General features: G+C 36.1%; 23 protein-coding genes, 1 riboswitch and 1 other annotated feature. Of the genes, 19 read left to right on the top strand and 4 right to left on the bottom strand.

Annotated elements, in window-relative coordinates:
* The first annotated feature begins 120 nt into the window (after positions 1-120).
* Positions 121-1,860, top strand: coding sequence for a methyl-accepting chemotaxis protein (locus WAX78_RS20385; protein WP_336483939.1), 1,740 nt, complete (start codon positions 121-123; stop codon positions 1,858-1,860).
* Between the two features lie 115 nt (positions 1,861-1,975).
* Here WAX78_RS20385 and WAX78_RS20380 read toward each other — a convergent pair whose 3' ends face one another.
* Entirely contained in the window at positions 1,976-2,347 is a 372-nt protein-coding gene (locus tag WAX78_RS20380; protein ID WP_336483836.1) for a cytochrome-c oxidase, read from the bottom strand.
* 131 nt (positions 2,348-2,478) lie between these two features.
* Positions 2,479-2,581: riboswitch (TPP riboswitch) on the top strand.
* A gap of 104 nt (positions 2,582-2,685) precedes the next feature.
* Here WAX78_RS20380 and WAX78_RS20375 point away from each other — a divergent pair.
* The 10 genes from WAX78_RS20375 (at position 2,686) to WAX78_RS20330 (ending at position 11,183) form a co-directional block, all read left to right on the top strand.
* Positions 2,686-3,006 (top strand): MTH1187 family thiamine-binding protein, encoded by a 321-nt coding sequence (locus tag WAX78_RS20375; protein WP_336483835.1) that lies wholly within the window; start codon positions 2,686-2,688, stop codon positions 3,004-3,006.
* Complete coding sequence (locus WAX78_RS20370) at positions 2,984-3,754, top strand: ABC transporter permease (RefSeq protein ID WP_336483834.1); 771 nt, start codon at positions 2,984-2,986, stop codon at positions 3,752-3,754. Before WAX78_RS20375 ends, WAX78_RS20370 begins: the two co-directional genes overlap by 23 nt.
* A complete protein-coding gene (locus WAX78_RS20365; protein WP_336483833.1) occupies positions 3,751-4,743 on the top strand; it encodes an ABC transporter substrate-binding protein in 993 nt (330 codons plus the stop codon). The genes WAX78_RS20370 and WAX78_RS20365 overlap by 4 nt, the downstream gene beginning before the upstream one ends.
* Positions 4,740-5,489 (top strand): ABC transporter ATP-binding protein, encoded by a 750-nt coding sequence (locus WAX78_RS20360; RefSeq protein ID WP_336483832.1) that lies wholly within the window; start codon positions 4,740-4,742, stop codon positions 5,487-5,489. The genes WAX78_RS20365 and WAX78_RS20360 overlap by 4 nt, the downstream gene beginning before the upstream one ends.
* Before the next feature lie 541 nt (positions 5,490-6,030).
* A complete protein-coding gene (locus tag WAX78_RS20355) occupies positions 6,031-7,575 on the top strand; it encodes an ABC-F family ATP-binding cassette domain-containing protein (RefSeq protein ID WP_336483831.1) in 1,545 nt (514 codons plus the stop codon).
* 478 nt (positions 7,576-8,053) lie between these two features.
* The gene (locus WAX78_RS20350; protein ID WP_336483830.1) at positions 8,054-9,874 is read left to right on the top strand and encodes a C39 family peptidase; all 1,821 of its coding nucleotides are present in this window, start codon (positions 8,054-8,056) and stop codon (positions 9,872-9,874) included.
* A 54-nt stretch (positions 9,875-9,928) separates the two neighbouring features.
* Entirely contained in the window at positions 9,929-10,300 is a 372-nt protein-coding gene (locus tag WAX78_RS20345; protein WP_336483829.1) for a DnaJ family domain-containing protein, read from the top strand.
* 11 nt (positions 10,301-10,311) lie between these two features.
* Positions 10,312-10,623, top strand: coding sequence for a thioredoxin family protein (locus tag WAX78_RS20340; protein WP_336483828.1), 312 nt, complete (start codon positions 10,312-10,314; stop codon positions 10,621-10,623).
* Between the two features lie 17 nt (positions 10,624-10,640).
* Complete coding sequence (locus tag WAX78_RS20335; RefSeq protein ID WP_336483827.1) at positions 10,641-10,871, top strand: hypothetical protein; 231 nt, start codon at positions 10,641-10,643, stop codon at positions 10,869-10,871.
* A 168-nt stretch (positions 10,872-11,039) separates the two neighbouring features.
* Positions 11,040-11,183, top strand: coding sequence for a histidine kinase (locus WAX78_RS20330; protein ID WP_098309110.1), 144 nt, complete (start codon positions 11,040-11,042; stop codon positions 11,181-11,183).
* A 361-nt stretch (positions 11,184-11,544) separates the two neighbouring features.
* Here WAX78_RS20330 and WAX78_RS20325 read toward each other — a convergent pair whose 3' ends face one another.
* Entirely contained in the window at positions 11,545-12,864 is a 1,320-nt protein-coding gene (locus WAX78_RS20325) for an amino acid permease (RefSeq protein ID WP_336483825.1), read from the bottom strand.
* A 1,052-nt stretch (positions 12,865-13,916) separates the two neighbouring features.
* On the opposite strand from WAX78_RS20325, the gene WAX78_RS20320 reads away from it, so the two are divergent.
* Both WAX78_RS20320 and WAX78_RS20315 read left to right on the top strand, forming a co-directional pair.
* Positions 13,917-14,498, top strand: coding sequence for a TetR family transcriptional regulator C-terminal domain-containing protein (locus WAX78_RS20320; protein WP_336483824.1), 582 nt, complete (start codon positions 13,917-13,919; stop codon positions 14,496-14,498).
* Positions 14,499-14,566: 68 nt separating this feature from the next.
* The gene (locus WAX78_RS20315) at positions 14,567-15,781 is read left to right on the top strand and encodes an MFS transporter (protein WP_336483823.1); all 1,215 of its coding nucleotides are present in this window, start codon (positions 14,567-14,569) and stop codon (positions 15,779-15,781) included.
* A gap of 308 nt (positions 15,782-16,089) precedes the next feature.
* Here the strand turns inward: WAX78_RS20315 and WAX78_RS20310 are convergent, their stop codons facing one another.
* Together WAX78_RS20310 and WAX78_RS20305 are read right to left on the bottom strand one after the other, a co-directional pair.
* Positions 16,090-17,376 carry an MFS transporter gene (locus WAX78_RS20310; RefSeq protein ID WP_336483822.1) on the bottom strand — a complete coding sequence of 429 codons (1,287 nt, stop codon included), beginning with the start codon at positions 17,374-17,376 and terminating at the stop codon, positions 16,090-16,092.
* A 96-nt stretch (positions 17,377-17,472) separates the two neighbouring features.
* Positions 17,473-18,786 (bottom strand): alkaline phosphatase family protein, encoded by a 1,314-nt coding sequence (locus WAX78_RS20305; RefSeq protein ID WP_336483821.1) that lies wholly within the window; start codon positions 18,784-18,786, stop codon positions 17,473-17,475.
* A gap of 140 nt (positions 18,787-18,926) precedes the next feature.
* Between WAX78_RS20305 and WAX78_RS20300 the strand changes: the two genes are divergently transcribed.
* The 6 genes from WAX78_RS20300 to WAX78_RS20275 all read left to right on the top strand — a co-directional run bounded on the left by WAX78_RS20300 (position 18,927) and on the right by WAX78_RS20275 (position 26,310).
* On the top strand, positions 18,927-19,202 hold the full coding sequence (locus tag WAX78_RS20300; protein ID WP_336483820.1) for a YesK-like family protein: 276 nt from the start codon (positions 18,927-18,929) through the stop codon (positions 19,200-19,202).
* A gap of 104 nt (positions 19,203-19,306) precedes the next feature.
* Positions 19,307-19,508, top strand: a binding site (T-box leader).
* Between the two features lie 45 nt (positions 19,509-19,553).
* Positions 19,554-20,984, top strand: coding sequence for a proline--tRNA ligase (gene proS, locus WAX78_RS20295; RefSeq protein WP_336483818.1), 1,431 nt, complete (start codon positions 19,554-19,556; stop codon positions 20,982-20,984).
* Positions 20,985-21,207: 223 nt separating this feature from the next.
* Positions 21,208-24,177 carry an SH3 domain-containing protein gene (locus WAX78_RS20290; protein WP_336483817.1) on the top strand — a complete coding sequence of 990 codons (2,970 nt, stop codon included), beginning with the start codon at positions 21,208-21,210 and terminating at the stop codon, positions 24,175-24,177.
* 323 nt (positions 24,178-24,500) lie between these two features.
* Positions 24,501-25,097, top strand: coding sequence for a TerD family protein (locus tag WAX78_RS20285; RefSeq protein WP_336483816.1), 597 nt, complete (start codon positions 24,501-24,503; stop codon positions 25,095-25,097).
* Between the two features lie 20 nt (positions 25,098-25,117).
* Positions 25,118-25,702, top strand: coding sequence for a TerD family protein (locus WAX78_RS20280; RefSeq protein WP_336483815.1), 585 nt, complete (start codon positions 25,118-25,120; stop codon positions 25,700-25,702).
* A gap of 29 nt (positions 25,703-25,731) precedes the next feature.
* Complete coding sequence (locus tag WAX78_RS20275) at positions 25,732-26,310, top strand: TerD family protein (protein WP_336483813.1); 579 nt, start codon at positions 25,732-25,734, stop codon at positions 26,308-26,310.
* Positions 26,311-26,319: the final 9 nt, after the last annotated feature.

Here is a 26,319-nt window from a genome sequence, read left to right as displayed (position 1 = left end):
AGGGTTGGTTTAGACCAATGCTTTTTCATACATTGGTCTCTTTTTTTAACTATTTTTTTGGTTTTAATATTCTAAATATTTTTATATTATGTTAATTTGTTTTTGGAGGGTAAAATGATTATAAAAAAATATTTGTCTAAGTTATCGTTTTTACAAAAAAACGTATTGTTAACAATCCTTGTTATTTTAATGCTTATTGGCAGTATGAGCGTGTTAAACTTTAATATTTTCCAGAATAGTATGTTGTCTATATATGAAAAGCACTCTGTAGATACGGGGGATATGGTAGTCCACAAACTAGACACGGGATTGATTGAGGATCTTGCAAAAGACCCAACGACGCAAAGAGTGAAAAAAGAAACGTTAACTCAGCAGTTAGGTGATGTATCAAAAGAATTAAAAACCATAGGTCATCTGTATGTTACTGGTGTAAAAACAAATAACAAGGGAGAAGTACAAGTAGTAGGAATGACCACGGAGTTATCGAAGGCCACAAAACTACAGGCAGGAGATTATGCTAAGCAGCCTTCATATTGGATGGAAACTTATGAAAAAGTAATGTCGACCAAAAAACCACAGGTATCCGCAGTATATGAAGATGATGTTGGGACCTGGGTCACAATATTAGAGCCAATTATAGGTGAGGGTCAAAAAATTGTTGCAATTGTTGGGGTAGATGTAGATGCTTCTATTATTGCAAGTACGAAACAAAAATTTATCATTCAAAGCTTGATTTTTATCTCGATTTTTCTCATTATTGCGACTTTAGTTCAATTCTTTATCGTTCGTAGTTCTTTAGCACCGTTAAAAGAGTTACGTGAAGGGTTGCGAAAAGTAGGAGATGGCGATTTAAGTATACAACTGAGAGAACGTTCAGATGATATAGGGGTTATTAATACGTATTTTAATAATACGATTGAAAAGTTCAGAAAAATTATTGAGAAAGTAAAAGAAACCTCAGAACAAGTTTCAGCTTCTTCGCAAGAGCTTTCAGCAAGTACAGAAGAGAATAGTAGGGCTGTACAAGAAATTGCAAGCTCTATTGGAGGGCTAAACGAGGGCGCACATTCTCAGCAAACTTCTGTACAGCAATGTCTAGAAATTGTCAATGAGATGGGTAATAAGATGCAAGGAATTACAGAAGTTGCAGGGCACGTAGCGGAGGCTGCTGAAGGAATGGAGAATCATTCTGCTAAAGGTAACAAGGCGATTGAACAAATTATTCAGCAGATGAATTTAATACAGAAAGCGGTCCAAGATTTATCTTTTATTATTTATTCGCTGGAAAATCGTTCAAAGCAAATTAGTGATATTGTTACAGTGATTACAGGGATTTCAAATCAAACAAATTTACTTGCTTTAAATGCTTCTATTGAGGCAGCGCGTGCTGGAGAGTCTGGAAAAGGTTTTGCAGTTGTAGCGGAAGAAGTGCGGAAATTAGCAGAACAAACGGAAACATCTGCTAAAGATATTTCTAAACTTATTAGTGAAACACAAACAGAAACTGAACAAGCCGTTGTTTCGATGCAAAAAGGATCACAGGAAGTGGAATCTGGTATTTCTCTTGTGCAAAATAGCGGTGTGTTTTTTGCAGAAATTTTACAGTCAGCACAGTCTGTGACAAAACAAGTAAAAGAAGTATCAGGAACATCAAGCTTGATTTCGCAAAACAGTAAAGATATTGTTCATTTAGTAAATGATCTTTCAAATATTGCAAAGACATATGTCGAGAGTACAAACCATGTAGAAGAAGGTATGAAAGAGCAGGAAATGTCTGTTCAAGAAGTAGCAGAATTAGCAAGTTGTTTAAATGTGCTTGCCTATGAATTGCGAGAGCTTATTGGAGAATTTAAAAGCTAAAATATCATAAAAAAGCAGAAGTGCTAACCGCTTCTGCTTTTTTATATATGTTATCTCGATATTTCGGTGCACTAAGGCCAACACTGATGGAAGTTTTACTTTGCAAAGAATTTCATTATGAATTTTCTTTGATATGTGTAAAGATATTAATAGAAAATATAATAATAGCAAGAACAACAAGAATGCTACCGCCGGCAACAAACGGAATAGCAGCATGATGTCCATAAATCTCAAGAGCCAGTGCGATCATCATAACTGGCAGCCCAATATTAAGCAGCCAAAAGTGAAATTTCCCTAGTTTAGACTGACCAGCCTCTTGAAAGATATGATATAAAATGCCAGCTACCATCATTGAAGCCCAGCCAAGAAGCAGCAAGTGAACATGTACACTTTTTAATGCAAAATTCAGAGACATTGACATATACATCCCCATGCAGACGCCGATGATAAAATAAATAGAAGAAATCTTTATAAAGCGAATGCCCATACAAATTCCACCTTTCCGTATTAATTTGTGAGTACAATAGAATATATGAAGATGAACTTGAGGACAGTATCATTAGATGGAAAAATTTAATTTTATTTGTTCACAAAAATAATACGTGCTACAATGAAAACGAATTGGAACAGGGGAGCCTATGTGGCTGAGAGGATGTAATAAAGCATCGACCCTTAACCTGATCTGGATAATGCCAGCGTAGGGAGTTGTATCAAGAATCGTAGCATATGTTATTCTATGGTAACTTGAATATAAGGCTTTCCTGGCTTCATGACAGGAAAGCCTTTTCTTTTTTCGTAAAACGCTTATATAAGGAGGAATTTAGTATGTCACAGCAAGTTACAGTTTCATTTTCAGTTGTACCACAAGCGAAGCATAAAGATGTATATTCAGTTGTAGATAAAGCAATTGAGGTTGTTCAGCAATCGGGTGTGCGCTATGAAGTTGGCGCGATGGAAACGACAATGGAAGGAGAGTTAGATGAACTTCTGGACATTATTAAACGTGCGCAACAAGCTTGCATAGATGATGGGGCAGAAGAAGTGATTACTTCTATTAAAATCCACTATCGTCCAAGCACAGGCGTAACGATTGACGAAAAAGTGTGGAAGTATCGTGAAGATCATGAAAAAACAGAAACGATCTAACATAGCAATTACAACAATTTGGCTTTTCCTTCTCATTGCAATATGGGAAGGAGCTGTTTCGGTATTCCATATTGAATCGTGGATTTTACCGAAGCCTTCTGCGATTGTACGTGAACTTATAGAAATGAAAGATTTACTACTTCCGAATACAATGCAGACGCTGCAAGAAGTTTTAATCGGATTATTTTTTGCGATTGTACTTGGAACGAGTATTGCAATTATTATGGACGTCATCCCATTATTCCGTGTTTTAATTAATCCATTATTAGTGATTTCACAAACGATTCCGATTGTCGTGCTAGCGCCTTTATTTATTATTTGGTTTGGCTACGGAATGCTGCCAAAAGTAATGGTTGTTATTCTCGTATGCTTCTTTCCGATTGCACTTAGTATTTTAGAAGGTTTTCAAACGGTAGATAAAGCAATGCTGAAATTGCTTCAAACGATGCGAGCAAGCAAGTGGCAAGTATATCAAAAGGTGAAATTTCCGGCAGTATTGCCATACTTTTTTTCAGGATTAAAAATTGCCGTTACATATAGCGTAATGGGAGCTATTATTGGAGAATGGCTTGGTGCAAGTGAAGGGCTAGGTGTTATGCTGACAAGGGCAACAAAATCCTTTTTAACAGCACGTGTATTTGGGATAGCCGCTGTTATTGTCGGTGTAACGTTATTGTTGTATTTTATTGTTGAATTGGTGGCAAGACTAACAGCACCATGGATTTACAGGAAGGATGAGGGAAAATGAAAAAAGGGTTAAAAATGCTATTAGCAGCTTCGTTACTATTTTCATTTGCAGGTTGCTCAGCAGAAAAGAAAGCGGAGAGTAAAGAGAAAAAAGTAACAGTGGTATTGGACTGGTTTCCAAATACAAATCATACTGGTTTATATGTAGCAAAGACGAAAGATTATTATAAAAAACAAGGATTAGATGTAGAAATTATTCAGCCTGGTGATAATACTTCTGTTGAACAAATGGTTGCATCCGGAAAAGCTGATTTTGGTGTAAGCTACCAAGAAAACGTAACAATAGCACGTGGAGAAGACGTTCCAGTTGTATCAATTGGTGCAATTATTCAACATAATACATCTGCGTTTGCATCTCTAAAAAAAGATAATATAACATCACCAAAGGCGTTTGAAGGAAAAAGATATGGCGGCTGGGGTGGACCAGCAGAAGAAGCAACATTAAAAACAATTATGGCGAAGAATCAAGCGGACTATAGTAAAGTACAGAATGTTGTACTTGGACAAACTGATTTCTTTAAATCTATCGGCCGCGATGCTGATTTTGAGTGGATCTATTATGGCTGGGATGGTATTGAGGCAAAGAGAAAAGGCATTGAACTAAATACAATTATGTTAAAAGATTTAGATCCAGCATTAGATTATTATAGCCCTGTTATTATTACAAGTGAAAAACATGCAAAACAAGATAAAGACTTTGTGAAGAAATTTATGAAAGCAACAACAGATGGTTATAATTTTGCAATTAAGGAACCGAAAGAAGCAGCGGATATTTTAATTAAAAATATACCTGATATTAATAAAGAGTTAGTACAAGAAAGTCAAAAATGGTTAAGTACGAAATATCAAGATGATGCGAAAGCGTGGGGAGTACAGAAGGAAGAAGTGTGGAGCAATTATATGAATTTCTTATATGACAATAAAGTCATTAAAAAGAAAATTGATGTAAAAGCGGCCTTTACAAACGAATTCCTTCCAAGCGAAAAATGAGCGGATTACAAGTAAAAGACGTTACGAAAACATTTGATGGGAAAACAGTGCTAGAACATATGAATGTCTCAATTCAGGATGGAGAATTTGTGTCCTTTGTTGGGCCAAGTGGTTGCGGAAAAAGTACATTATTAAACATTATTGCTGGAATTGAGCGAGCGAATGAGGGAGATGTATTTTACGAAAATCAATCTGTTATGAATCGAGATATTGTTAGCTATATGCCGCAGCAAGATCTTCTGCTTCCGTGGCGTTCTGCTCTTCATAATATTGTGTTACCTTTAGAAATTGAAGGGCAGTCAAAAAGAAAACGATTAGAAGCTGGGATGGAGGCACTAGAGCAATTTGGACTTGATGAATATGCAAATCATTATCCAGATGCTTTATCAGGTGGTATGCGGCAGCGGGTTAGCTTTTTACGTACGTATTTATGTGATAAACCAATTATGCTGCTTGATGAGCCCTTTGGGAAATTAGATGCATTTACAAAAATGGAAGTTCATAGCTGGCTGCTAGAATCATGGCAGAAAGGAAAGCAAACCATCATTATGGTTACGCATGATTTAGATGAAGCCATTTTGTTATCAGATCGTGTTTTCATTATGTCGCAGCAACCATCAACAATTGTTGGAGAAGTCAAAGTGAATTTGCCGCGACCTCGAACAATGGACATGTTAACGTCAGTAGAATTAAAAGAAGATAAAACAGAGATCTTAAAAATATTGGCTCCTTATATGAGAAAATAGACGAAAAAACTCTTAACAAATCTAATTTGTTAAGAGTTTTTTCTTTTGGGTGCAGGAACAAAAAGAAAAATGAAGAATATGATATAAGAGATTTGTTTATACTATTATTATGAGAAAATAATGATTTCAAAAGGAGTGAAAGGATAAGATGACTTTATCAACTGTTCTTCAAATGGTTTTGGCTTGATAAGGGAGAAGTATGCCCAATTTTTGATTAAAAGCCAACCGGAAGACAGTAGATAAAGAACCTTATTCCTTTTTTACGATAATAAATTGTAATGGGTAAGGTGTGTTCGCCTTACCCATTTTTATGTTCAGCTAATTGAATGTTGTTTTTATCCCGCTATTCGCGGGCAGTAAGATCCCCCACCTCAAGATTGAGAGAGAATCGAAGAAGATAGGTGGGGGGATAACTGCCCGTAAAAGCCCGATTGGTTCAACTAACCTTTTGTGAGGAAAAGCACCTCACGAAAGGAAGTTTCACTTTATCACGCTGTTCTCCCGTTTGGCTTTGTACATGAAGCGAAAAGGAGAGAGTAAAATGAGTATGTTATCAGTTGAAAATGTTACCCATATGTACGGGGATAAAATAATCTTTCAAAATATTTGTTTTCGCTTACTTCGAGGTGAGCGCGTTGGCCTTGTAGGAAGCAACGGAGCAGGGAAATCTACATTACTGCGTATATTAGCAGGAGAGTTACTTCCTGATGCAGGAAAGATTGAATGGTTTCCTCATGTAAATATCGGCTTTTTAGAGCAGCATATTGATTTGCAAGCTGGAACAACTATTATGAAATATTTACAAACAGCTTTTGCCCACTTGTATGATATCGAGCGTAATATGCGGCAAGTAGCGGATAAAATGGCGACAGCAGGGGATAACCTTGAGCAATTGTTAGTACAGTACGGAGAGTTACAAAGTATGCTAGAGCATTCTGATTTTTATCATATTGATGCAAAAATAGAGGAAGTTGCTGCGGGATTAGGGATTTTAGCACTTGGTATGGATCGTGAGGTAGAAAAACTAAGCGGCGGTCAACGAACAAAACTATTATTAGGAAAATTATTATTAGAAGAGCCGCATGTTTTATTGCTTGATGAACCAACGAACTATCTTGATAACGTGCACATTGAGTGGCTTATAGGATATTTGAAAAATTATAAGCATGCTTACATTGTGGTTTCGCATGATGAAAGGTTTTTAAATGAAATTACCAATGTCATTTATCATTTAGAGCATAAAGGAATAAAACGTTATATAGGTAATTATCAAACATTTATAACAAGCTATGAACAAAATAAACAGCAATTACAAGAAGCGTATGATAGGCAGCAAAGAGAAATTGGAAAGTTAAAGAACTTTATCCAAAAGAATAAAATTCGTAAAGCAAAACAAGCAAAAAGCCGCGAAAAAGTATTAGAAAAAATAAACAAAATCGGAAAACCGACTTCTACGTTACAGCCGCGTTTTATGTTTCATGTTCACTGTGATCCTGTGAGTCGGATTTTAGAGGCAAAAGATATGCAAATTGGCTACACAGAGCCTCTATTCCCACCAATTGATTTACAAGTAAAGCGCGGTGAAAAGATTGCTATTGTTGGCTATAACGGCATTGGGAAAACAACCATGTTAAAAACATTATTGGGACATTTGCAGCCTTTAAGCGGTCTTGTGAAAATAGGGGAGCGAGTAAATCCAGCTTATTTTGCACAAGAAGAGTTTGCTTCAGAACAAACACCGCTTGAAGAAGTATGGTCACTAAGGCCTGATATGACGCAAAAAGAAATTCGGCAAGCTCTAGCAAGGTGTGGTTTAACAGAAGAACATATTGGACAGCAGCTTTGCTCATTAAGTGGTGGGGAACAAACGAAAGTACGTTTATGCGAATTGATGTTAACAGAAAGTAATATACTCGTTTTAGATGAACCGACTAACCATTTAGATGTTCGAGCAAAGGAAGCACTTAAAGAAGCTCTCATGCAATATGAAGGAACGGTGCTACTTGTTTCTCATGAACCAGATTTTTACGAAGAATGGGTGACGAAAGTTTGGAAAGTGCAAGAATGGTGTGAAAGTATAAAGTAAATTTTGGTAATACAAGATAAAATAAAAGGTTTCAAAAGAGCTTTGTGCTCCTTTGAAACCTTTTTAGTTATCTGTGCAATCTTTTATACCATTGATATATGCAAGAGGATCTTAAGAATTATGATTAGAGGTAAGTTTCTAGACTCATGCTATTAATCTTCAAAGTTAATAAACTCTCTTTTGTTATAAGTCATTTACATAGTGCTGCCATGTATGAGAAGAGATTAGTAAACTGAAGTGAAACCTTCATCAGTGGGGGGCTCACTGCCTGTTCATGCAGGATAAAAATTTTTTGTAAACGCTTTAAGTGTTTTTCCAAAAATTGTTGTATGATAGAGACAAACATTATTTTAATAGGGATGTTTTTGTTTTTTAGCCACTATTAAATTTAGGGGAAAGTAGTAGTTTTGATTAGTATATTAATAGCCAATACTTTAATATACTGCATGAAAATTCAGGGTGAGGAGAATTTAGAAAAATGAATCGAAAAATTGCAGCTCTATGTGTAGCTACTAGTCTATTAGTATCTCCAATAAATAGTTTCGCACATGCAGAAGAAATGAAAGTAGATCAAACATCTATTGTACAGCAAAAAGAAGAAAGCTCTACAATAACAACAAACGGTACGAGTAAACAAAAAAATACTACTGGGGAAGTAGTAGAGAAGACACAAAATGAAAAAGTTGTTGAGAAAAAGAATGATGTGCAACAGGAGCAAGGTGTATCAGAAGAAGATAAATCATTAAAACAGCAGACTACATCGACTCCATCTAGCCAAGCAACAAACGAAACAACTGAAGAAATTTCAAAAAAACAAGTAGAGCGTTCTAACTCTCAGGAGCAAATTAAGAATGGGTGGGTTCAAGAAAATAACAATTGGTATTATTATACAAATAATGAAATGGTAAAAGGATGGAAGGATATTGATAATAAACGATATTATTTTCATCCAGAAACAGGAGTACGGCAAGTAGGATGGATTAAGGATCAAAATACGTGGTATTACTTAAGTGAAAATGATGGAGCAATGGCGACAGGATGGAAGGATATTGACAACAAACGATACTACTTTCATCCAGAAACAGGAGTACGGCAAGTAGGATGGATTAAGGATCAAAATACGTGGTATTACTTAAGTAAAAATGATGGGGCAATGACAACCGGCTGGGTAAAAGACGGAAGTGCATGGTATTACTTAAATAACAATGGAGCAATGGCAACCGGCTGGATAAAAGACGGAAGTGCACGGTATTACTTAAATAACAACGGAGTAATGGCAACCGGCTGGATAAAAGATGGAGATGCATGGTACTACTTACAGAACGACGGAACAATGGCGACGGGCTGGATAAAAGATGGGAATGCATGGTATTACTTACAGAATAACGGCGTGATGGCAACAGGTTGGTTGAAGGATGGGAATACATGGTACTATTTATCGAATATTGGAGTAATGGTAACAGGCTGGGTAAAAGATGGAAGTACATGGTATTACCTACATAATAGCGGAGCGATGGCAGTTGGTTGGTTAAAGTACGGAGATAATTGGTTTTATTTAGCGAATAATGGCGCTATGCAAACAGGCTGGTTATGGAATGGCGGGAAATGGTATTACTTACAGAACAGCGGGGCAATGGCAACCGGCTGGATATGGGATGGCGGCAAGTGGTATTACTTGTATGAAGATGGAGTTATGAAAACAGGTTATGCATATTTAGACGCACCGCAAATCTTCCAAAATCCTGAATTGAAGAATGGCTGTGAAGTAGTCTCTATGGCAATGATGTTACAGTATCACGGCTATAATGTGAATAAAATGACACTTGCTATGCAATTGCCAGTAGATCGAACACCGATTCAAACAGGACCGAATGGCCAAATCTATACATGGGGAGATCCTGCAGTTGGTTTTGTTGGTGATGTAACAGGTGCTTCTAAAGGATATTCTATTGATCCGGCACCATTAAAGACTGTACTAGATCGTTATACAAGCAGCGGTATTAATTTAACTGGTTCTGACTTCTCTAGAATTGAGCGTTTATTAGAAGAAGGAAAGCCGGTTGTAACATGGATTACAGCATCTTTTTCGTATCCAGTAGCACCAAAAACGTGGAAAACTTTATCTGGTAAAGTTATAAATGCTGATTTTGATATGCATGCAGTGTTAGTAACTGGATACGATGATAACTATGTGTACTTCAATGATCCTCTTCGAAGAGGTAAGGGAGCGAAGGTGAGTAAATCAAGCTTTATCAATAGTTATAATTACATGGGGAAGAAAGCTTTAAGCATGAATTAATTTTTGAACATAAACTATAGAAAAGAACTTGAATACATCCGAGGATGTGATGGTATGGATATCTTTTCAATTATTGCTGAAGAACGCATTCGTCAAGCAATGAAAAAAGGTGATTTTGAAGATCTTCCAGGGAAAGGAAAACCTCTTGAATTAGAAGATTTGTCAATGATACCGGAAGACCTCCGTATAAGTTATAAAATCTTAAAAAATGCTGGTATGATTCCTGAAGAAATGCAGTTACAAAAGGAAATGTTAAAAATTGAAGATCTAATTGCTTGCTGTCACGATGGTATGGAACGAGAACGATTGCAAGAAGAATTAACAGCAAAATCGCTTCGTTTTCAGCAAGTTATGGAAAGACGTAAGGTAAAAGAAACAGCAGCATTTGGTATATATCGTAAAAAGATATTTCAAAAATTTATGTAAGAGGGATTCGTATGAAACAATTTTCAAATGTAGAAGAATTAGCAGCATATATTGAGCAACAACCATTATGTTTATTATTTATTAAAACCGAGGATTGTGGTGTATGTGATGTTATGCTTGAAAAAATAATGCAATTACTCGAAACTTACCCTAATGTGGAAAAAATTGTTGTTTCATTAGAGGATATGAGGGAAATTTCAGCACAATATTTAGTGTTTACTGCACCAACCGTTTTACTATTTTACGATGGAAAAGAAATAGTACGAGAATCTCGTTTCATTTCTTTGGAGAATATAAATCGTATTCTACAAATGATTGAATAGTGAAAGGGGGATTTAGAGTGGAAATATTAGTAGGCACTGTGCTTTTTATTGTATTGTTTTGGATTATTGTAAAAGTAATTGCATCTAATGAAAGAAAACGGGTACGAAAGCAATATAAATCCGATGCAACGGATAGTACAGCGTATAGTGCACCGTTATTTTTCGCAGGGTCTAGTGATAATTCAGGAGATTGCGATAGTTCTTTTGGTGGAGATGGCGGAGATGGTGGAAGTTGTGGTGGCGATTGAAGTGAATATGGAAATGCGTCTGAAAGGGCGCATTTCTTATTTTGAAATTTAAACAAACGTTTGATTAGTTGTGGCAAAGCCTTGTGAAATGTATTAAACAAACGTTTGATTAATAAGGAAATCCGCATCACTTAATAAAGATAAAAAGATATAAAGAGGGAATATAGAATGGAAAAAAAGCCGAAAGTAAAAAATAAAGGGAAGATGATTGCATTTGCTTTAGTAGGGGTAGGCGTTATTTTATTTAAGGTCGCGTTAAAAATAGGGAAACTGTATGCGATTCATAATTGGATTGACAAGATGTTTTCTTAAATAGGGGTCACCTTACATACCCATCAACTTAAGAAATTGCTTGTTCCCCAAAACGCAAAACATGCACTAAATTCTCATAAATAACTGTTGTAGTGATATAAAATTTTTGTTTTGGGGATACTTCAAAATATTAGCTTGATGGACATGGGGCGGCACCCCAATATGCTTGGATTAAAATCATTGCAAACAGCTAAAAAATGATTACTGGAATAGAAGTTATGCATATAATCAAAAAAGGACAAACTCCCCAAGGTGAGAAGTTTGTCCAAAAATAGATATATCTTATCCATGATTTCTTTGGTTGAACAACATAAAATTCAATTCCGCTAGGAAACTTTGCACCAGAGCCAACAATAGTGAATTAGAATAATGACTTAATACTTGCTAGGACAGTAAGTATACCTATAATAATGACAAATACATTGCTCGCTTTCCCTTTGTATTTAGCTAGTACTGGTACTTTATGGATCGCATACATTGGTAATAGACATAAGATAGCAGCAACTAACGGACCACTTAGGGCATCAATGATTCCAAGAATACTTGGATTTGCATAAGCAACATACCAGCATGTTAATACGACAAAAGTAAGGATCATTGTCTTAACTGTTTTTTCTCCCATATTTTTACCGCGTTTTTTACCGACCTTGATAATCATGTCACGCATTACCTCATATGCTCCTATATAATGGCCAAGGAAGGACTTTGTTATAGCCGTAAAAGCAATAAGAGGAGCTGCAATAGTGATTACAGGCGAATTAAGCTCATTAGCAAGATATGATAGAATTGATAAGTTCTCTTCTTTTGCCTTTATAAGATCAGCTGGAGTTAAACTCAATGTGCTGCTCCAAACAAAGAACATAACAACAGCGAATGTCATGATATAACAAGCTTTTTGTATTTGAGCACATTTGGCATCAGTAGCTTCTATTCCATAGGTAGCTCTCTGTTTCATAACAAATGATGAAATCATAGGCGAATGATTGAACGAGAATACTATGATTGGTAGTATCATCAATATCGTTCCAAAATATCCTGTGCCTGTTGAAGCATTAGAAACACTTGAAAAACTAAGCATTGACGTATTCCATTTTGGAATTAAAGATATTGCGATAAAAAGTAGAGAAGCTATGAAAGGATATACTAGCATGCTCATTATCTTTACAGTGATATCTTGACCAAAATTTAGTATAGCTATAAGACCGAGTACTAATACAAGCGATAAAATGGCCCTTGGAGGCTCCGCCATGTGCAATTGATTCACGATAAAACTACTTGCAGTATTTGTAAGTGCAACCGAGTACATCAGTACGATCGTATAAATTGAGACGAAATATACAATGTTAAAAGTTATACCTGCCTTATTTCCGAAATACTCTCTTATTGTACCTGTAATCCCCTCATCAGCAGAATTGGAAGCGTATATCATTTTAGCAAGCGCCCTATGTGAGTAATACATAACAGGAAATGCAAGTATGGTAATTAGCAGTAATGATAATAAACCACCTGAACCTGCATTAATTGGTAAAAAGAGTACTCCTGCTCCAATTGCTGTTCCAAAAAGACTCAATGCCCAGGTAGTATCCTGTTTATGCCACTTTTTAGGGTCTGGATATTTCTCATTTTTTACTGCAGTATTTTCAGCTTGAAATTCTATGTTTTTTGCAGTATTCCCATTCATATAATGATTCCTCCTTGTATCTTATTCTTACGTCTTTTTTTAAGGCTTAGGGATATTGGCCCAATCACATCAAAACAACTTTTGTATTTAACAACTAAGCCCCCATAATGTATTGTTTTTAACTGCAGTTGAATCTAAGTTATTAGAATGTCCAATTCAAAATATGTTCCGGCTTTTATTTTCTACAACTCCATTTGTTCCAAAAATCAGAATATAAGATTCGGATGGTAACGCTTCCAGTTTTATGTTAAATAAAATTCCTTTTCTGATTACAAAAGGAAGCGTATCAGTATGTCCAATTTTAGAAGCTTAGAATTTTTGCACCAGAACCTGGTTTGATATTTTCTCTGCAGGTAATAGATTATCTCCTGACGCCCTCATTATAGCTTGCATATTTATGAGTTTTAATATTTTTTTATTTTTAGAAAGATTGAATAAACAGAATCTTGAATAGATAATAAATTACACTTGGCATGTAGCAATTGTGCCCATTGTTAGAATCTGTATTAGTTAGTAGAAAGAAAATAATAATACAGTTTTCCTTGGATTAACACATCGATTATATTGGAAGACCATTATAAAGATACTTCTACTTTCCTTTGTTGAAACATCTTATTTTAGACGGGAAAACTGTTATAATAAATGATTCATGCAGATGTAAAGGAATAAATGAAAGAAATATAAAATCCTTTTTGGTTATTTATTATCCGACTTGAATTTATATGCATTTTTCAGAAAAAAAGAACTTCTTTTTTATAAATCCTGTACATACTGATATTATTACTTTACAAAAGGTGTGTGATTAGTATGGAAAAAGAACAGTTATTTAGGTTCTGGTGCAAAAAAGAGAATAAAATGCATATATCCCTAACAGAATCGTATCTTATGCTATAAGGCCCAGTACCAGCGTTCTTGCAACCAGGGGCAAAGTAGCAATTAAGTGTAGAAAGTTAATCCTATATAGTGATTCCAAATAAGAAAATTGCCTCTTGTAAGGAAGAGGCAATTTTTGTTAAAGTTAGACTGAACGGTCGGTTTAGTGAGGTGCAATAATGAGAAAGAGTGCTGAAGAAATTAAAAGAGAAATTGCTTATAAAGCAGAAGAACTATTTTCAAAAACAGGGTATGCAGCAACATCTATGGAAGACATTTGTGAAGTTACTGAGCGGAGTAAGGGCAGTATTTACTATCACTTTAAAAGTAAAGAAGAATTGTTTTTATTTGTAGTGAAGCAGCATACGTACGATTGGCTGGAAAAATGGGCTGAAAAAGAAAAACAGTATTATACAAGTACGGAAAAGCTATATGGCCTTGCTGAATATTATGTGGAAGATGTCCAAAACCCAATTTCTAGCACAATTGAAGAATTTCTAACGAGTCAAGTTGTAAGGAAAGATATAATGGATGAAATGATCGCCTTAACTCGTGAATCGTATAGCATTTTCAAGAAGCTAGTTGAAGAAGGGATGGCATCAGGTGAATTTCGCCAAGACGATGTAAATGATCTTATGTATGTTGTGAACGGTCTGTTAGCTGGGCTTGGACCATTATATTATGAAATGAATGCAGAAGAAATGAAACGGATTTATAAAAAAGCAATTGATGTTTTATTACAGGGAATGGCAGCTGAATAATGATTATCAGCAGCTTTTCTTACGAACTAAATTAGACCGAACGGTCGGTTTATTAAGGGGGAGATAGGATGAATGCTTTGTTAAAAAATCGAGTGTTTATGCTTGTAATCGCTTCTGATATTTTACAACAATTTGCGATTTGGATACGAAATATGGCGCTTTTGTTTTTTGTTATGGAACATACAAATAATGATCCTGTTGCTGTTTCTTTATTGTCTGTTATGGAATATGCCCCTATATTCATCTTTTCATTTGTTGGAGGTGCATTGGCTGATCGGTGGAATCCAAAGCGAACAATGATTACAGGGGATATATTAAGTGCACTATCTATCGTCATGATTGTTTTATTATTAAAGATTGGTTATTGGCAAGCGTTATTTGCTGCAACATTTGTGTCAGCGGTCGTCAGCCAATTTTCACAGCCAGCAACTTCACGAGTTTTTAAACATCATGTCGAAGAGGAACATGTTAGTGCAGCCATTGCAATATCTCAAAGTTTACAATCATTGTTCCTTATCTTTGGTCCGGTTGTAGGAACATTCGTATATACACAGCTTGGGTTATTTGTATCATTCTATAGCTTAATCATTATTTTTGCTTTATCAGCTCTTTGTCTTTCATTTCTGCCGCGATGGATGAAAGAAGTAGAGGTGATGCAATCTTCATTATGGAATGATATAAAAGAAGGTTGGTTGTATGTGTTACGTTCTAATCCTTTACGAATGCTGACTGTTGTTTTTTCTATCATTGGTTTAGCAGCAGGTTTAGTGCAACCACTTGAAATCTTTCTCGTTGTGGAGCGATTAGGAATGGAAAAAGAAGTTGTACAATATTTAACTGCAGCTGATGGGATAGGAATGTTAATTGGCGGCGCAGTAGCAGCAGTGGTTGCTGCAAAAGTAAAGCAGAAACATTTGCTTGTTTTTGGAATTATCATTTTAGCCGTTTCATTTGTTGTAGAAGGACTTTCTACTTCATTTTGGATCACGGTATGTATGCGTTTTGTTACAGGAATTTGTTTAGCGTGTGTAAATATCGTAATAGGAACTTTCATGATTCAGCTTGTAGCTGACAATATGATTGGCCGGGTAAACGGAACTATATTGCCGTTATTCATGAGCACGATGTTAATAGGTGTTTCTTTAGGGGGGATATTGAAGGAAGCGACTTCCCTTATTACAGTGTTTAGTGTAGCAGCTGTACTTGTCGTAATTGCTGTCTTGCCGATACTCAAAATGAAGATGACACAAAAACAAGAAATGCAGAAAGTAAATCAATTATAAAAAAACTCTCCCACTAGCATAAGTTGGGAGAGTTTCTTTATTACCCCGCTTTAACGGGCAGTAAGTCCCCTTCACCTCAAGATGCAGAGAAAAACGTTGTCCAGCTCTAGCGGCTAGAATCTCCGGTCGTTTCGCCCCCTCGGACGAGGCAAAAAGCGCCTCTCTGTCGGGTACTCCAACGTCCTGCGATTCTGGGCGAGCCGCTTCCGCTTTTCTACAGAAGCTAGGTGGGGGGTAACTGCCCATAAAAGCCCGATTGGTTCAACTAACCATTCGAAGGAAAAGCACCTTTGAATGGAAGGTTCACTTTATAATGTTTCTGATTTTGGAGAAGGTGGTGTTACAGAAGCAGAAGAGCTCTCTGGTACGCGTGTTAACAGAAATCCACCGATAATAAATAATATGATAATACTTAACACGCCAGCGTTTGTTTTGCCTGTTAATTGCGTTGTGACACCGACGAGAACAGGACCCATAATGGCAGCGAATTTACCAAATATGTTATAAAATCCAAAGAATTCGTTTGCTGATTCTTTCGGAATGAGCTTTGCAAAATAGGAGCGGCTTAACGCTTGAATACCGCCTTGTGAAGTAGCAACGAGCATCGCTAAAATCCAGAAATCCAGCGTTGTTTTTAGGAAATAAGCGTACGTGCAAATAATAATATAAATAATAATACCAACATATAGCATTTTCTTGCCGGTAAATGTTTCAGATAACTTGCCATATAATAATGCAAATGGGCAGGCGACGATTTGCGTAACGAATAAAATAATTAATAAATTTGTTGCACTAATCCCAAGGTCTGTTCCATATGCTGTTGACATTGTAATGATTGTGTCGACTCCATCAATATAGAAGAAATAGGCAAGGAGGAAGAAAAAAACTGTTCGGTATTGACGGATATTTTTAAATGTATAAGCAAGGCGTTTAAAGCTTGTTATAACAGGATTTGGATCACGTTCGATAAAATAACGTTGTTCAACATTTTTTAACATAGGGATGGTAAAGAGTCCCCACCAAAGTGCTGTAATTGCGAATGAAATTTGGCTTGCCACGCCGACTGATAATGGGATGATACTTTTTTGTGAAAGAATAATAAGAGCCATGCAGCCGATAAATGGAATTGTACTTCCGATATAGCCAAGGGCAAAGCCGCGTGTTGAAACACGGTTCATTCGTTCCTCTGTCGTCACATCTATTAAAAAAGCATCGTAAAAAATATTTGATCCTGCAAACCCAATTAAAGCGAGCATATAGCAGCAAAGTAAGAGAATCCACTGCGAAGTTGGTACTACTGCCAACATACCTGTAAAAATAATGCCTAATAGGAAAAAGAATGTGAAGAAACGTTTCTTAAATCCTTTATAATCAGCAATCGTACCAAGAATTGGAGCGAGTATAGATACAAGAAGTGTAGCAAAGGAATTTGCATACCCCCAATATGCAGTGGATGTTGTACCTGCAAGTCCAAATTCTTTAGCGGCTGCTTTAAAGTAGATTGGAAATACAGCCGTTGTAATAACAAGTGAATACACTGAGTTTGCCCAGTCATATAATATCCAGCTTTTTTCCTGCCTGGACATTTTTTTCATATATGTTCCTCCCTCAACTAATCTAATGTTATTGTACAAAAAGGCGTTTATAAAAAAGAGAAACTAACTGAATGTTTACATATTTTTTACATAACTTTACAATTGCAATAACTCTTCTATAACAGTTCCATCTGTTTCACCAAGATGTAATCCAAGCAATCTTGCAATTGTAGGACCTTCATCAATAAGTCGCATGTGCGGAATAATGGCGCCTTGACGAATTCCTTTACCGGCTGCCATGAAAATAGTTTCGTAATTTGGTTTTGATGGAGAATAGCCATGGGTACCAAACGTATATTTTTTACTAGAGGTTACATCTTCTCTTGTAATCTCTCTTATAAGGTCTCCAGTATGATTTTCTAAAAAGTAATACCCTTCTCGAGCCTCAAGCATAAAGAGGCAATTCCCATCAGCTCCGCGATCTTTTGCTTCTTCATCGGTTAATAGAAATTCTATGCCGTTTTGCTTATCTTGCATGATTTCTTGCAGTAAACGGTGTAAACTTCCAATTGTTTCTGTATCATTTTTATCTTTTACGTATACATATGCTGAGCCGTCACAGCTTTGACAATAAGCTTTCCAATTTGTTACTTCTCCTTTTTTATTTACAGTAAGGAACCCTTTTTCACGCAATAGGACATTTAATTGAATGGCCTTATGTTCATCTAATGCGCTATGATCCCCGAGTGCAATGATGGTTGTTTCTTCGTACATACCGCTTTCTTTTAACGCCTCAACAATTGCACCTAAACGTTTGTCGTGGCGATGAATAGCTGCTACTGTTTCTTCAGAAGAAAATCCATGGTAATGGCGCTGTGTATCTAAATCAGTAAAATGAACAAACATAAGATTTGGCTTTTTCGTTTGAATTGTGTGTACTGCAGAAGCGAGGACAAAATCATCTAGCTCTGGTTGTGACAAACCATTCCGAATATGACCAAAACGTTGATTTAACTCTAGTTGATACAATGGACTCCCGCTGAATAAGGAGACGAGTACTTGATTTTGCCATGGCCGATTTGGGAAAATTTCTGGCATATTGTAATCAATTTTTGCTTTTCCTGTGACAGGCCATAGAAGTGCAGCTGTTTTTAAATTTGCTTTTCGCGCTTCATCATAAAGGGTCGTTCCTTTAATAGAACGGCGGTACCAGTGCCAGTCGGGTGATTCTTTTCCAGGTTGCAGCAGTGTATTGTTTACAACACCATGTTTTGCAGGATAATTTCCTGTCACAATCGTTGCATGACTTGGATATGTAACAGATGGATAAATACTTTCAACTTTTTCAGCGTATGCACCACGTTTTAGTAAAGAACGGAAGTGAGGAAGGTTTTGTAATATAGGAAAATCTAAAGCTGATAAACAATCAAAAGATAAAACAATAACATGTTTTGGTATGGACTTGTTCATAGAAAATACCTCCGAAAGTTCTAAAACCTATTTTTATATATTACTATTAATACTTGATTATAAATACTCCCGTTTAGAAGAAAGTATTTTTTAAATTTTTTGATCAATTAACATATAATGTATGTATGGGAGGGAAGATAATGGAAATTTTTTTAATAAGTAGTATTGTCACGACAGTTGTTGTTTTTCTCATTTCATTCATGTTACGAAAAAGCTTTCCAAATCGTTCGTTTGACTTTGCCTTTGGACTTATTGTGATTATAATTTGTTTCGTTTGTTTTTTACTCACATTGTTTTTCATTGGTGGATGGGAAGGTATGGCATATGGTTTCCTATGTTTTTTTATTCTGATTGGAACAATTATTGGGATGTTAATTCATCAGATCGTGAAATTTTTTCGAGATAGATATATATAATGCAAGTATAAAACAAAACAAAATGAAAAGAATATATAAGAATCAGAAAATTAACTATTGCTTTACAACAAAGTGTGTATTATGATAGTCAACAAATTTATATCGTTATGACGATGAAAAAGGATTAGTACATGTTCAATCTTTTTGCAGAGAGAGAATCCAGTGGCTGAGAGATTCTTAAAAGACAATATGGAACCTGCCTTTGAGTTCTGCATATGCAGCGGGATATTCCCGTTACCACCCTGATTCATATACATGTTGTATATGAATCAGGGTGGTAACGCCGGCAAAAGCTCGGTCCCTATTATAGGGATACGGGCTTTTTTTATTTTTTTTAAGGAGGAAAAGTAGATGGGAAAAGAACAAGTACAAGCCATTACAAAAATGGAAGAAGATTTCACGCAGTGGTATACCGATATCGTAAAAAAAGCTGAGCTTATTGATTATTCAAGTGTAAAAGGGTGTATGATTTTACGTCCGCATGGATATGCCCTTTGGGAAAACATTCAAAAAGTAATGGATGAAAAGTTAAAAGAAACAGGGCATGAAAATGTGTATATGCCAATGTTTATTCCAGAAAGTTTACTTCAAAAAGAGAAAGATCATGTGGAAGGCTTTGCACCAGAAGTAGCGTGGGTTACACATGGAGGAAGTGAAGAATTAGCAGAGCGTCTTTGTGTTCGTCCAACATCAGAAACGTTATTCTGTGAGCACTTTTCGAAAATTGTTCAGTCGTATAATGATTTACCAAAGCTGTATAACCAATGGTGTTCCGTTGTACGTTGGGAAAAAACAACGCGTCCGTTCTTACGCACAACTGAATTTTTATGGCAAGAAGGTCATACAATTCATGAAACAGCGGAAGAATCACAGCAAGAAACGCTTAATATTTTAAATATATATGCGTCGTTTTGTGAAGAGTATTTAGCTATTCCAGTTATAAAAGGACAGAAAACGGAAAAAGAAAAATTCGCAGGGGCAAAAGCGACTTACACAATTGAAAGTTTAATGCATGATGGTAAGGCACTGCAAACGGGCACGTCGCATAATTTTGGCACTAATTTCACAGAAGCATTCGATATTAAGTTTTTAGATCGAAATGGGAAATGGCAATATGCGCATCAAACATCTTGGGGTGTAACAACGAGAATGATTGGTGCACTTATTATGGTACACAGTGATAATAACGGACTTGTATTACCACCAAAGATTGCGCCAACGCAAGTGATGATTGTACCAATTGCCCAGCATAAAGAAGGCGTGTTAGAAAAAGCAGCTGAGCTTCAAACTCGTATTCAAAAAGTTGCGCGTGTGAAAATGGATGCAAGTAACAAAACACCAGGCTGGAAATTTAATGAATATGAGATGAAAGGTGTACCAATTCGTTTAGAAGTAGGACCAAAAGATATTGAGAAAAATCAAGTTGTTCTTGTACGCCGTGATACAAAAGAGAAAGAAATTGTATCTTTAACCGAATTAGAAGAACGTATTACAACATTACTTGATGACATTCAGCAGTCTCTCTTTGAAAAAGCAAAAGTATTTCGTGAAGAAAAAACATATATAGCTACCACTTTTGAAAAAATGAAACAAGTAGCAGAAGAAAAGCAAGGATTTATTAAAGCAATGTGGTGCGGAAATCTTTCCTGTGAAGAAAAGTTGAAAGAAGAGGTAGGCGTTACATCACGTTGTATGCCATTTGAACAAGAGGAATTAGCTAAACACTGCGTATGCTGTGAGAAAGATGCGAAGCATATGGTGTATTGGGGCAAAGCGTATTAAAGAATGGGTGGCTGGATTTATTAAAAGTGAAAAAGGTTGGCAAAATGCCAGCCTTTTTCAATATTGTATGGTGTATTTTCTTGATGTGAATTTGTGTATTGGTTCATAGATTCTTAACATTTTTCAAACACAAGGGATAGCGGTATGTATGTTAAAATATTAGATAAGAAAGTATGGGAAGGGGTGAACTTAGAATATAAGGATCCTTATATTCTAATAGATGATGAAAAGGATAGAAAAGCAAATAATAGCAGGTACATTTATAGCAACAGCGGCATCTCTTATTTCCACACATGCTTTTGCACAAGAAGAAAGCACAGCGACAGTAAATGCAATGAATTTAAATATACGCGAACAACCAACAACGCAAAGTCCAATTGTTGGACAATTAAAGCAAGGAACAACTGTAAAAATATTAGGGATACAAAAAGAGTGGGCAAAAATTTCTTACAATGGGAAAGAGGGCTATGTGTCACTGCAGTTTTTAAAGATAGTAGGAACGAAGCCTGCGATAGAATCTAAGCCTACAGTAGAAGCTAAGCAACAACCGAGTATTAGTAATGGACAACGTGAAACTGGTGTGATAACAGCTACTCGTTTAAATGTCCGTAATAGCCCTGGTATAGGGAGTACTCTTCTTGGAAACGTTCAAAAAGGAGAGAATGTCACTATTTTAGGGAAAGCAAATGGTTGGGCAAAGATTGAATATAAAGGTAAAGAAGGCTATGTTTCCTTAGAATTTATAAAAGTAGGAGAGAAGGCAGAGCAACCAGTATCACAGCAACAAGCAGTAATTGCTAATGGAGACCATGAAGCAGGAACAATCACAGCAACAAGTCTCCGAATAAGAAGTGCAGCAAATACAACGAGTACAATTCTTGGAAATTTAAAACAAGGTGAAAAGGTAACAGTATTAGGGAAAGCAAATGGCTGGGCAAAAATTGCGTACAACGGAAAAGAAGGCTATGTTTCTCTAGAATTTGTGAAATTAGAGGGGAAACCGATAGAAAAGCCAGTAGAAAAACCGGCAGAAAAGCCGCCAGAAAATATCGTAATGGGTACGCAAGAGACAGGAACAATTACGGCAACAAGTCTCCGAGTAAGAAGCGCAGCAAATACAACGAGTACAATTCTTGGAAATTTAAAACAAGGTGAAAAGGTAACAGTATTAGGGAAAGCAAATGGCTGGGCAAAAATTGCGTACAACGGAAAAGAAGGTTATGTTTCTCTAGAATTTGTGAAATTAGAGGGGAAACCGATAGAAAAGCCAGTAGAAAAACCGGCAGAAAAGCCGCCAGAAAATATCGTAATGGGTACGCAAGAGACAGGAACAATTACGGCAACAAGTCTCCGAGTAAGAAGCGCAGCAAATACAACGAGTACAATTCTTGGAAATTTAAAACAAGGTGAAAAGGTAACAGTATTAGGGAAAGCAAATGGCTGGGCGAAAATTATGTACAACGGAAAAGAAGGCTATGTTTCTCTAGAATTTGTGAAATTAGAGGGGAAACCGGTAGAAGAGCCGGCAGAAAAACCGGCAGAGAAACCAGCAGAAAAGCCGCCAGAAAATATCGTAACGGATACTCAAGAGACAGGAACAATTACGGCAACAAGTCTCCGAGTAAGAAGCGCAGCAAATGCAACGAGTACAATTCTCGGGAATTTAAAACAAGGTGAAAAGGTAACGGTATTAGGGAAAGCGAATGGCTGGGCGAAAATTATGTACAACGGAAAAGAAGGCTATGTTTCTCTAGAATTTGTACAAATTAGTACGACTCCGAATGCTAACGATGGAAATAAAGAACAAGTGACAGAAGAAAGAGGAATTGTAAATACATCTTTATTAAATGTACGCCAAGGTCCTTCTACGAGTACTTCAGTTGTAGCACACTTGAAAAGTGGGGAGTCAGTCTTAGTCCTTGCTAAGGAAAATGGTTGGGCAAAGGTTCGAGTAAATGGTGTAGAAGGTTATGTTTCTTTACAGTTCTTAAAATTAAAACAAGCATCTTCTTATGAAGTGATCACAGCGATAGGAAAAGTTCAAAAATCGAATGGGATGGAAGCAGAAAAAGAACTGCAAACAAAACAAGAAGATGGTTATATTGTTAGCGATGGTAAAGTTGTGAATATGAAACAAGGCTTTGTACGAGCGAATAAGTTAATTAATATTTACGATATCGCGACTGGTAAAAAGTTAACATATGTACGAGAAGGAGCGGACTTAAAGTTCATAAAAGTGGATGGAGACCGCGTGCATGTGAAAATTGATGGTACGACAGGATATGTCAATATAGATGATGTTACTTTATATCCAAATATGGTTCATGAATCAGCGTCATACTATACAGTGAAAGATGGGAAGCTATATCATTACGTATATAATACTTCTTCGAAAAAGTATACGACGTATCAAATTGGTAATGCACCGAAGCATTTAAAAGAAGGTGAGCGTTATGAGGCATTTGATAAAGAACACATTGGTGGACAAGATAGTTATCAATATTTTGAATATATGCCGCTTCGCGTTACCTCTACTTATACAGCGAAAGACATTGATGATTTCTTAAGAAAATATAGTCCAGATAGCCCGCTTATTGGAACTGGACAATATTTCGTTAATGCAGCACAAAAATATAATTTAAATGCAGGATATTTATTATCTCATGCCGTTTTAGAATCTGGGTGGGGAAAAAGTCGTATTGCGCAGGATAAGAAAAATTTATTTGGTTTTAGAGCGGTAGATTCTGATCCATATAACGGTGCAACGGCGTTTAAAACATGGGAAGAAGGTATTGATTTCTGCGCTTCATATATTGATCAAAATTATTTAAATCCAAATGGCTGGACATATAATGGCGGGAACTTGGGAGATAAATCACAAGGTATGAATGTCATGTATGCAAGTGATGAGAATTGGGGACAACAAATTGGTTCTCTTATGAATAGACTCGATGCTATGAATGGTGGAAAAGATTTAAATAAATACCAACTGGGAATGCTGCAACAAGGATCTGTGTTATTTAAAAATTTAGCTAATGAACAAGCTAGTTCAATACCTCGTAATGTCATGGTTGCAATTAAAAGAACAATTCAAACTTCAAATGGAACATATTATGAGCTGGTTTCCGATAACAAAGCATATACGAGCGTGTATGCGAAAGCAGATTCTGTAAAACTTGTATCTTCATACTAAAAATAGCTAGTTTCATAACTTCTATGTTACATAGAAGTTATGAAACAGGTGAAATTTTAAAAAGTCATGATGTACAAACAGAAGCGCATTTAGATTTGGAAAAAACAATTCAAATATAAGTATTGATGGGCTTACATCTTATATGTGTCAGTAGTAAAATAGAAATTCTCGCACTTCTTACATCAGTGCGATGAAATCGAATAGGTGTTTTCGTATAATTGAAAAATTATTCTTTTTCTCAATCTATGAAAAATGCTACAATATAAAGAAAGAATACAATATTTTCCTAAGTGGAAAGTGATTTGTAGAAAGGAAGAGACTTCATGCCTATTATTTTAGAAAAAGGACAGAAGATCGATTTAACGAAAGGAAAACCTGGTTTAACAAAGTTACAAGTTGGTTTGGGCTGGGATCCAATTGAAAAATCAGGTGGATTTTTATCTTCATTATTTGGAAGCAAGCCAAATATTGACTGTGATGCATCTGTGATTATGCTTGAAAATGATCGCTTTTTACATAAAAATGACCTTATTTATTTTGGAAATAAATTATCTTCTTGCGGAAGTATTATTCATTCGGGGGATAATTTAACGGGTGAAGGAGCGGGCGATGATGAAACTATCTTTGTGGAATTATCAAAAGTTCCATCTAGAGTAAACCGCTTAATATTTGTTGTAAATATTTATGATTGTGTGAACCGTCGTCAAGACTTTGGAATGATTCGCAATGCGTATATTCGTATTCAAAATCCACAAACAAATGAAGAGTTAGTACGTTATAATTTAACTGATAACTACGGCGGAAAGACGACGCTAATTGCTGGTGAAATATATCGTGATAACGGTGAATGGAAATTCTCTGCAATTGGAGACGGAACACAAGCTAAAAACTTAAGCGAAATTGTAACGCGTTATCAATAATCTCTAAGGAGGCGCTAAATATGGCAGCTATTTCATTACAAAAAGGACAAAAAGTAGATTTAACGAAAACAAATCCAGGTCTTTCAAAAGTAATTGTTGGTCTTGGCTGGGATACAAATAAATATGATGGACAAGCTGATTTTGATTTAGATGTAAGTATTTTCTTAGTTGGTGCAAACGGTAAAGTTGGCGGAGGAGAAGATTTTGTTTTCTATAACAATCCAACTGGAGCAAATGGTTCTGTACAGCATTTAGGTGATAATCGCACAGGAGATGGCGAAGGGGACGATGAAACAATCAAAGTTGATTTGAAAAATGTTCCTGCGCATATTGAACGTATTTGTTTTACAATTACAATTTATGATGGAGAAGGTCGTCGTCAAAACTTTGGACAAGTATCTAACTCCTTTGTTCGCATTTTAGATGAAGAGAAAAACACAGAGCTGATTCGTTATGATTTAGGTGAAGATTTCTCGATTGAAACAGCGGTTGTAGTAGGTGAATTATATCGCCATAACAATGATTGGAAGTTCAATGCGATTGGCAGTGGTTTCCAAGGCGGATTAGCAGCTTTATGTAAAAACTTTGGTTTAGATGTAGAGTAAAGAATCTATGTAAATAGAGGTGGATGGATATGGTTATTCAGTTACAAAAAGGACAAAAAATTGATTTAGGTAAGACAAGCCCAGGCCTTACAAAAGCAATTATTGGTCTTGGCTGGGATATTAAACAATATGACGGCGGAGCTGATTACGATTTAGATGCATCTGCGTTCTTATTAAATCAAGAAGGTAAATGTACGAAAGAAACAGATTTTATCTTTTATAACAATTTACAATCTCCTTGTGGTTCTGTGACACATACAGGTGATAACCGAACTGGAGAAGGTGAAGGCGATGATGAGCAATTAGTTGTCGATTTAAATAAAGTACCAGCGGATGTACATCGTATTGCTATTACAGTTACGATTTATGATGCAGAGGGGCGCCGCCAAAATTTTGGCCAAGTTGCCAATGCGTTCGTTCGTTTAGCAAATGAAGAAACAAATGAAGAAGTACTTCGCTATGATTTAGGGGAAGATTTCTCCATCGAAACAGCAGTTGTCTTTTGTGAATTATACCGTCATAATGGACAGTGGAAGTTTAATGCTGTCGGAAGTGGCTTCCAAGGCGGATTAGGTGCGCTTGTAAGAGCGTATGGCTTGGATGCATAAGAAGGAAGC

This window comes from Bacillus yunxiaonensis, from assembly GCF_037104695.1.
Classification (GTDB): Bacteria; Bacillota; Bacilli; order Bacillales; family Bacillaceae_G; genus Bacillus_A; species Bacillus_A yunxiaonensis.
This window is presented reverse-complemented; position numbering and strand designations above follow the sequence as displayed.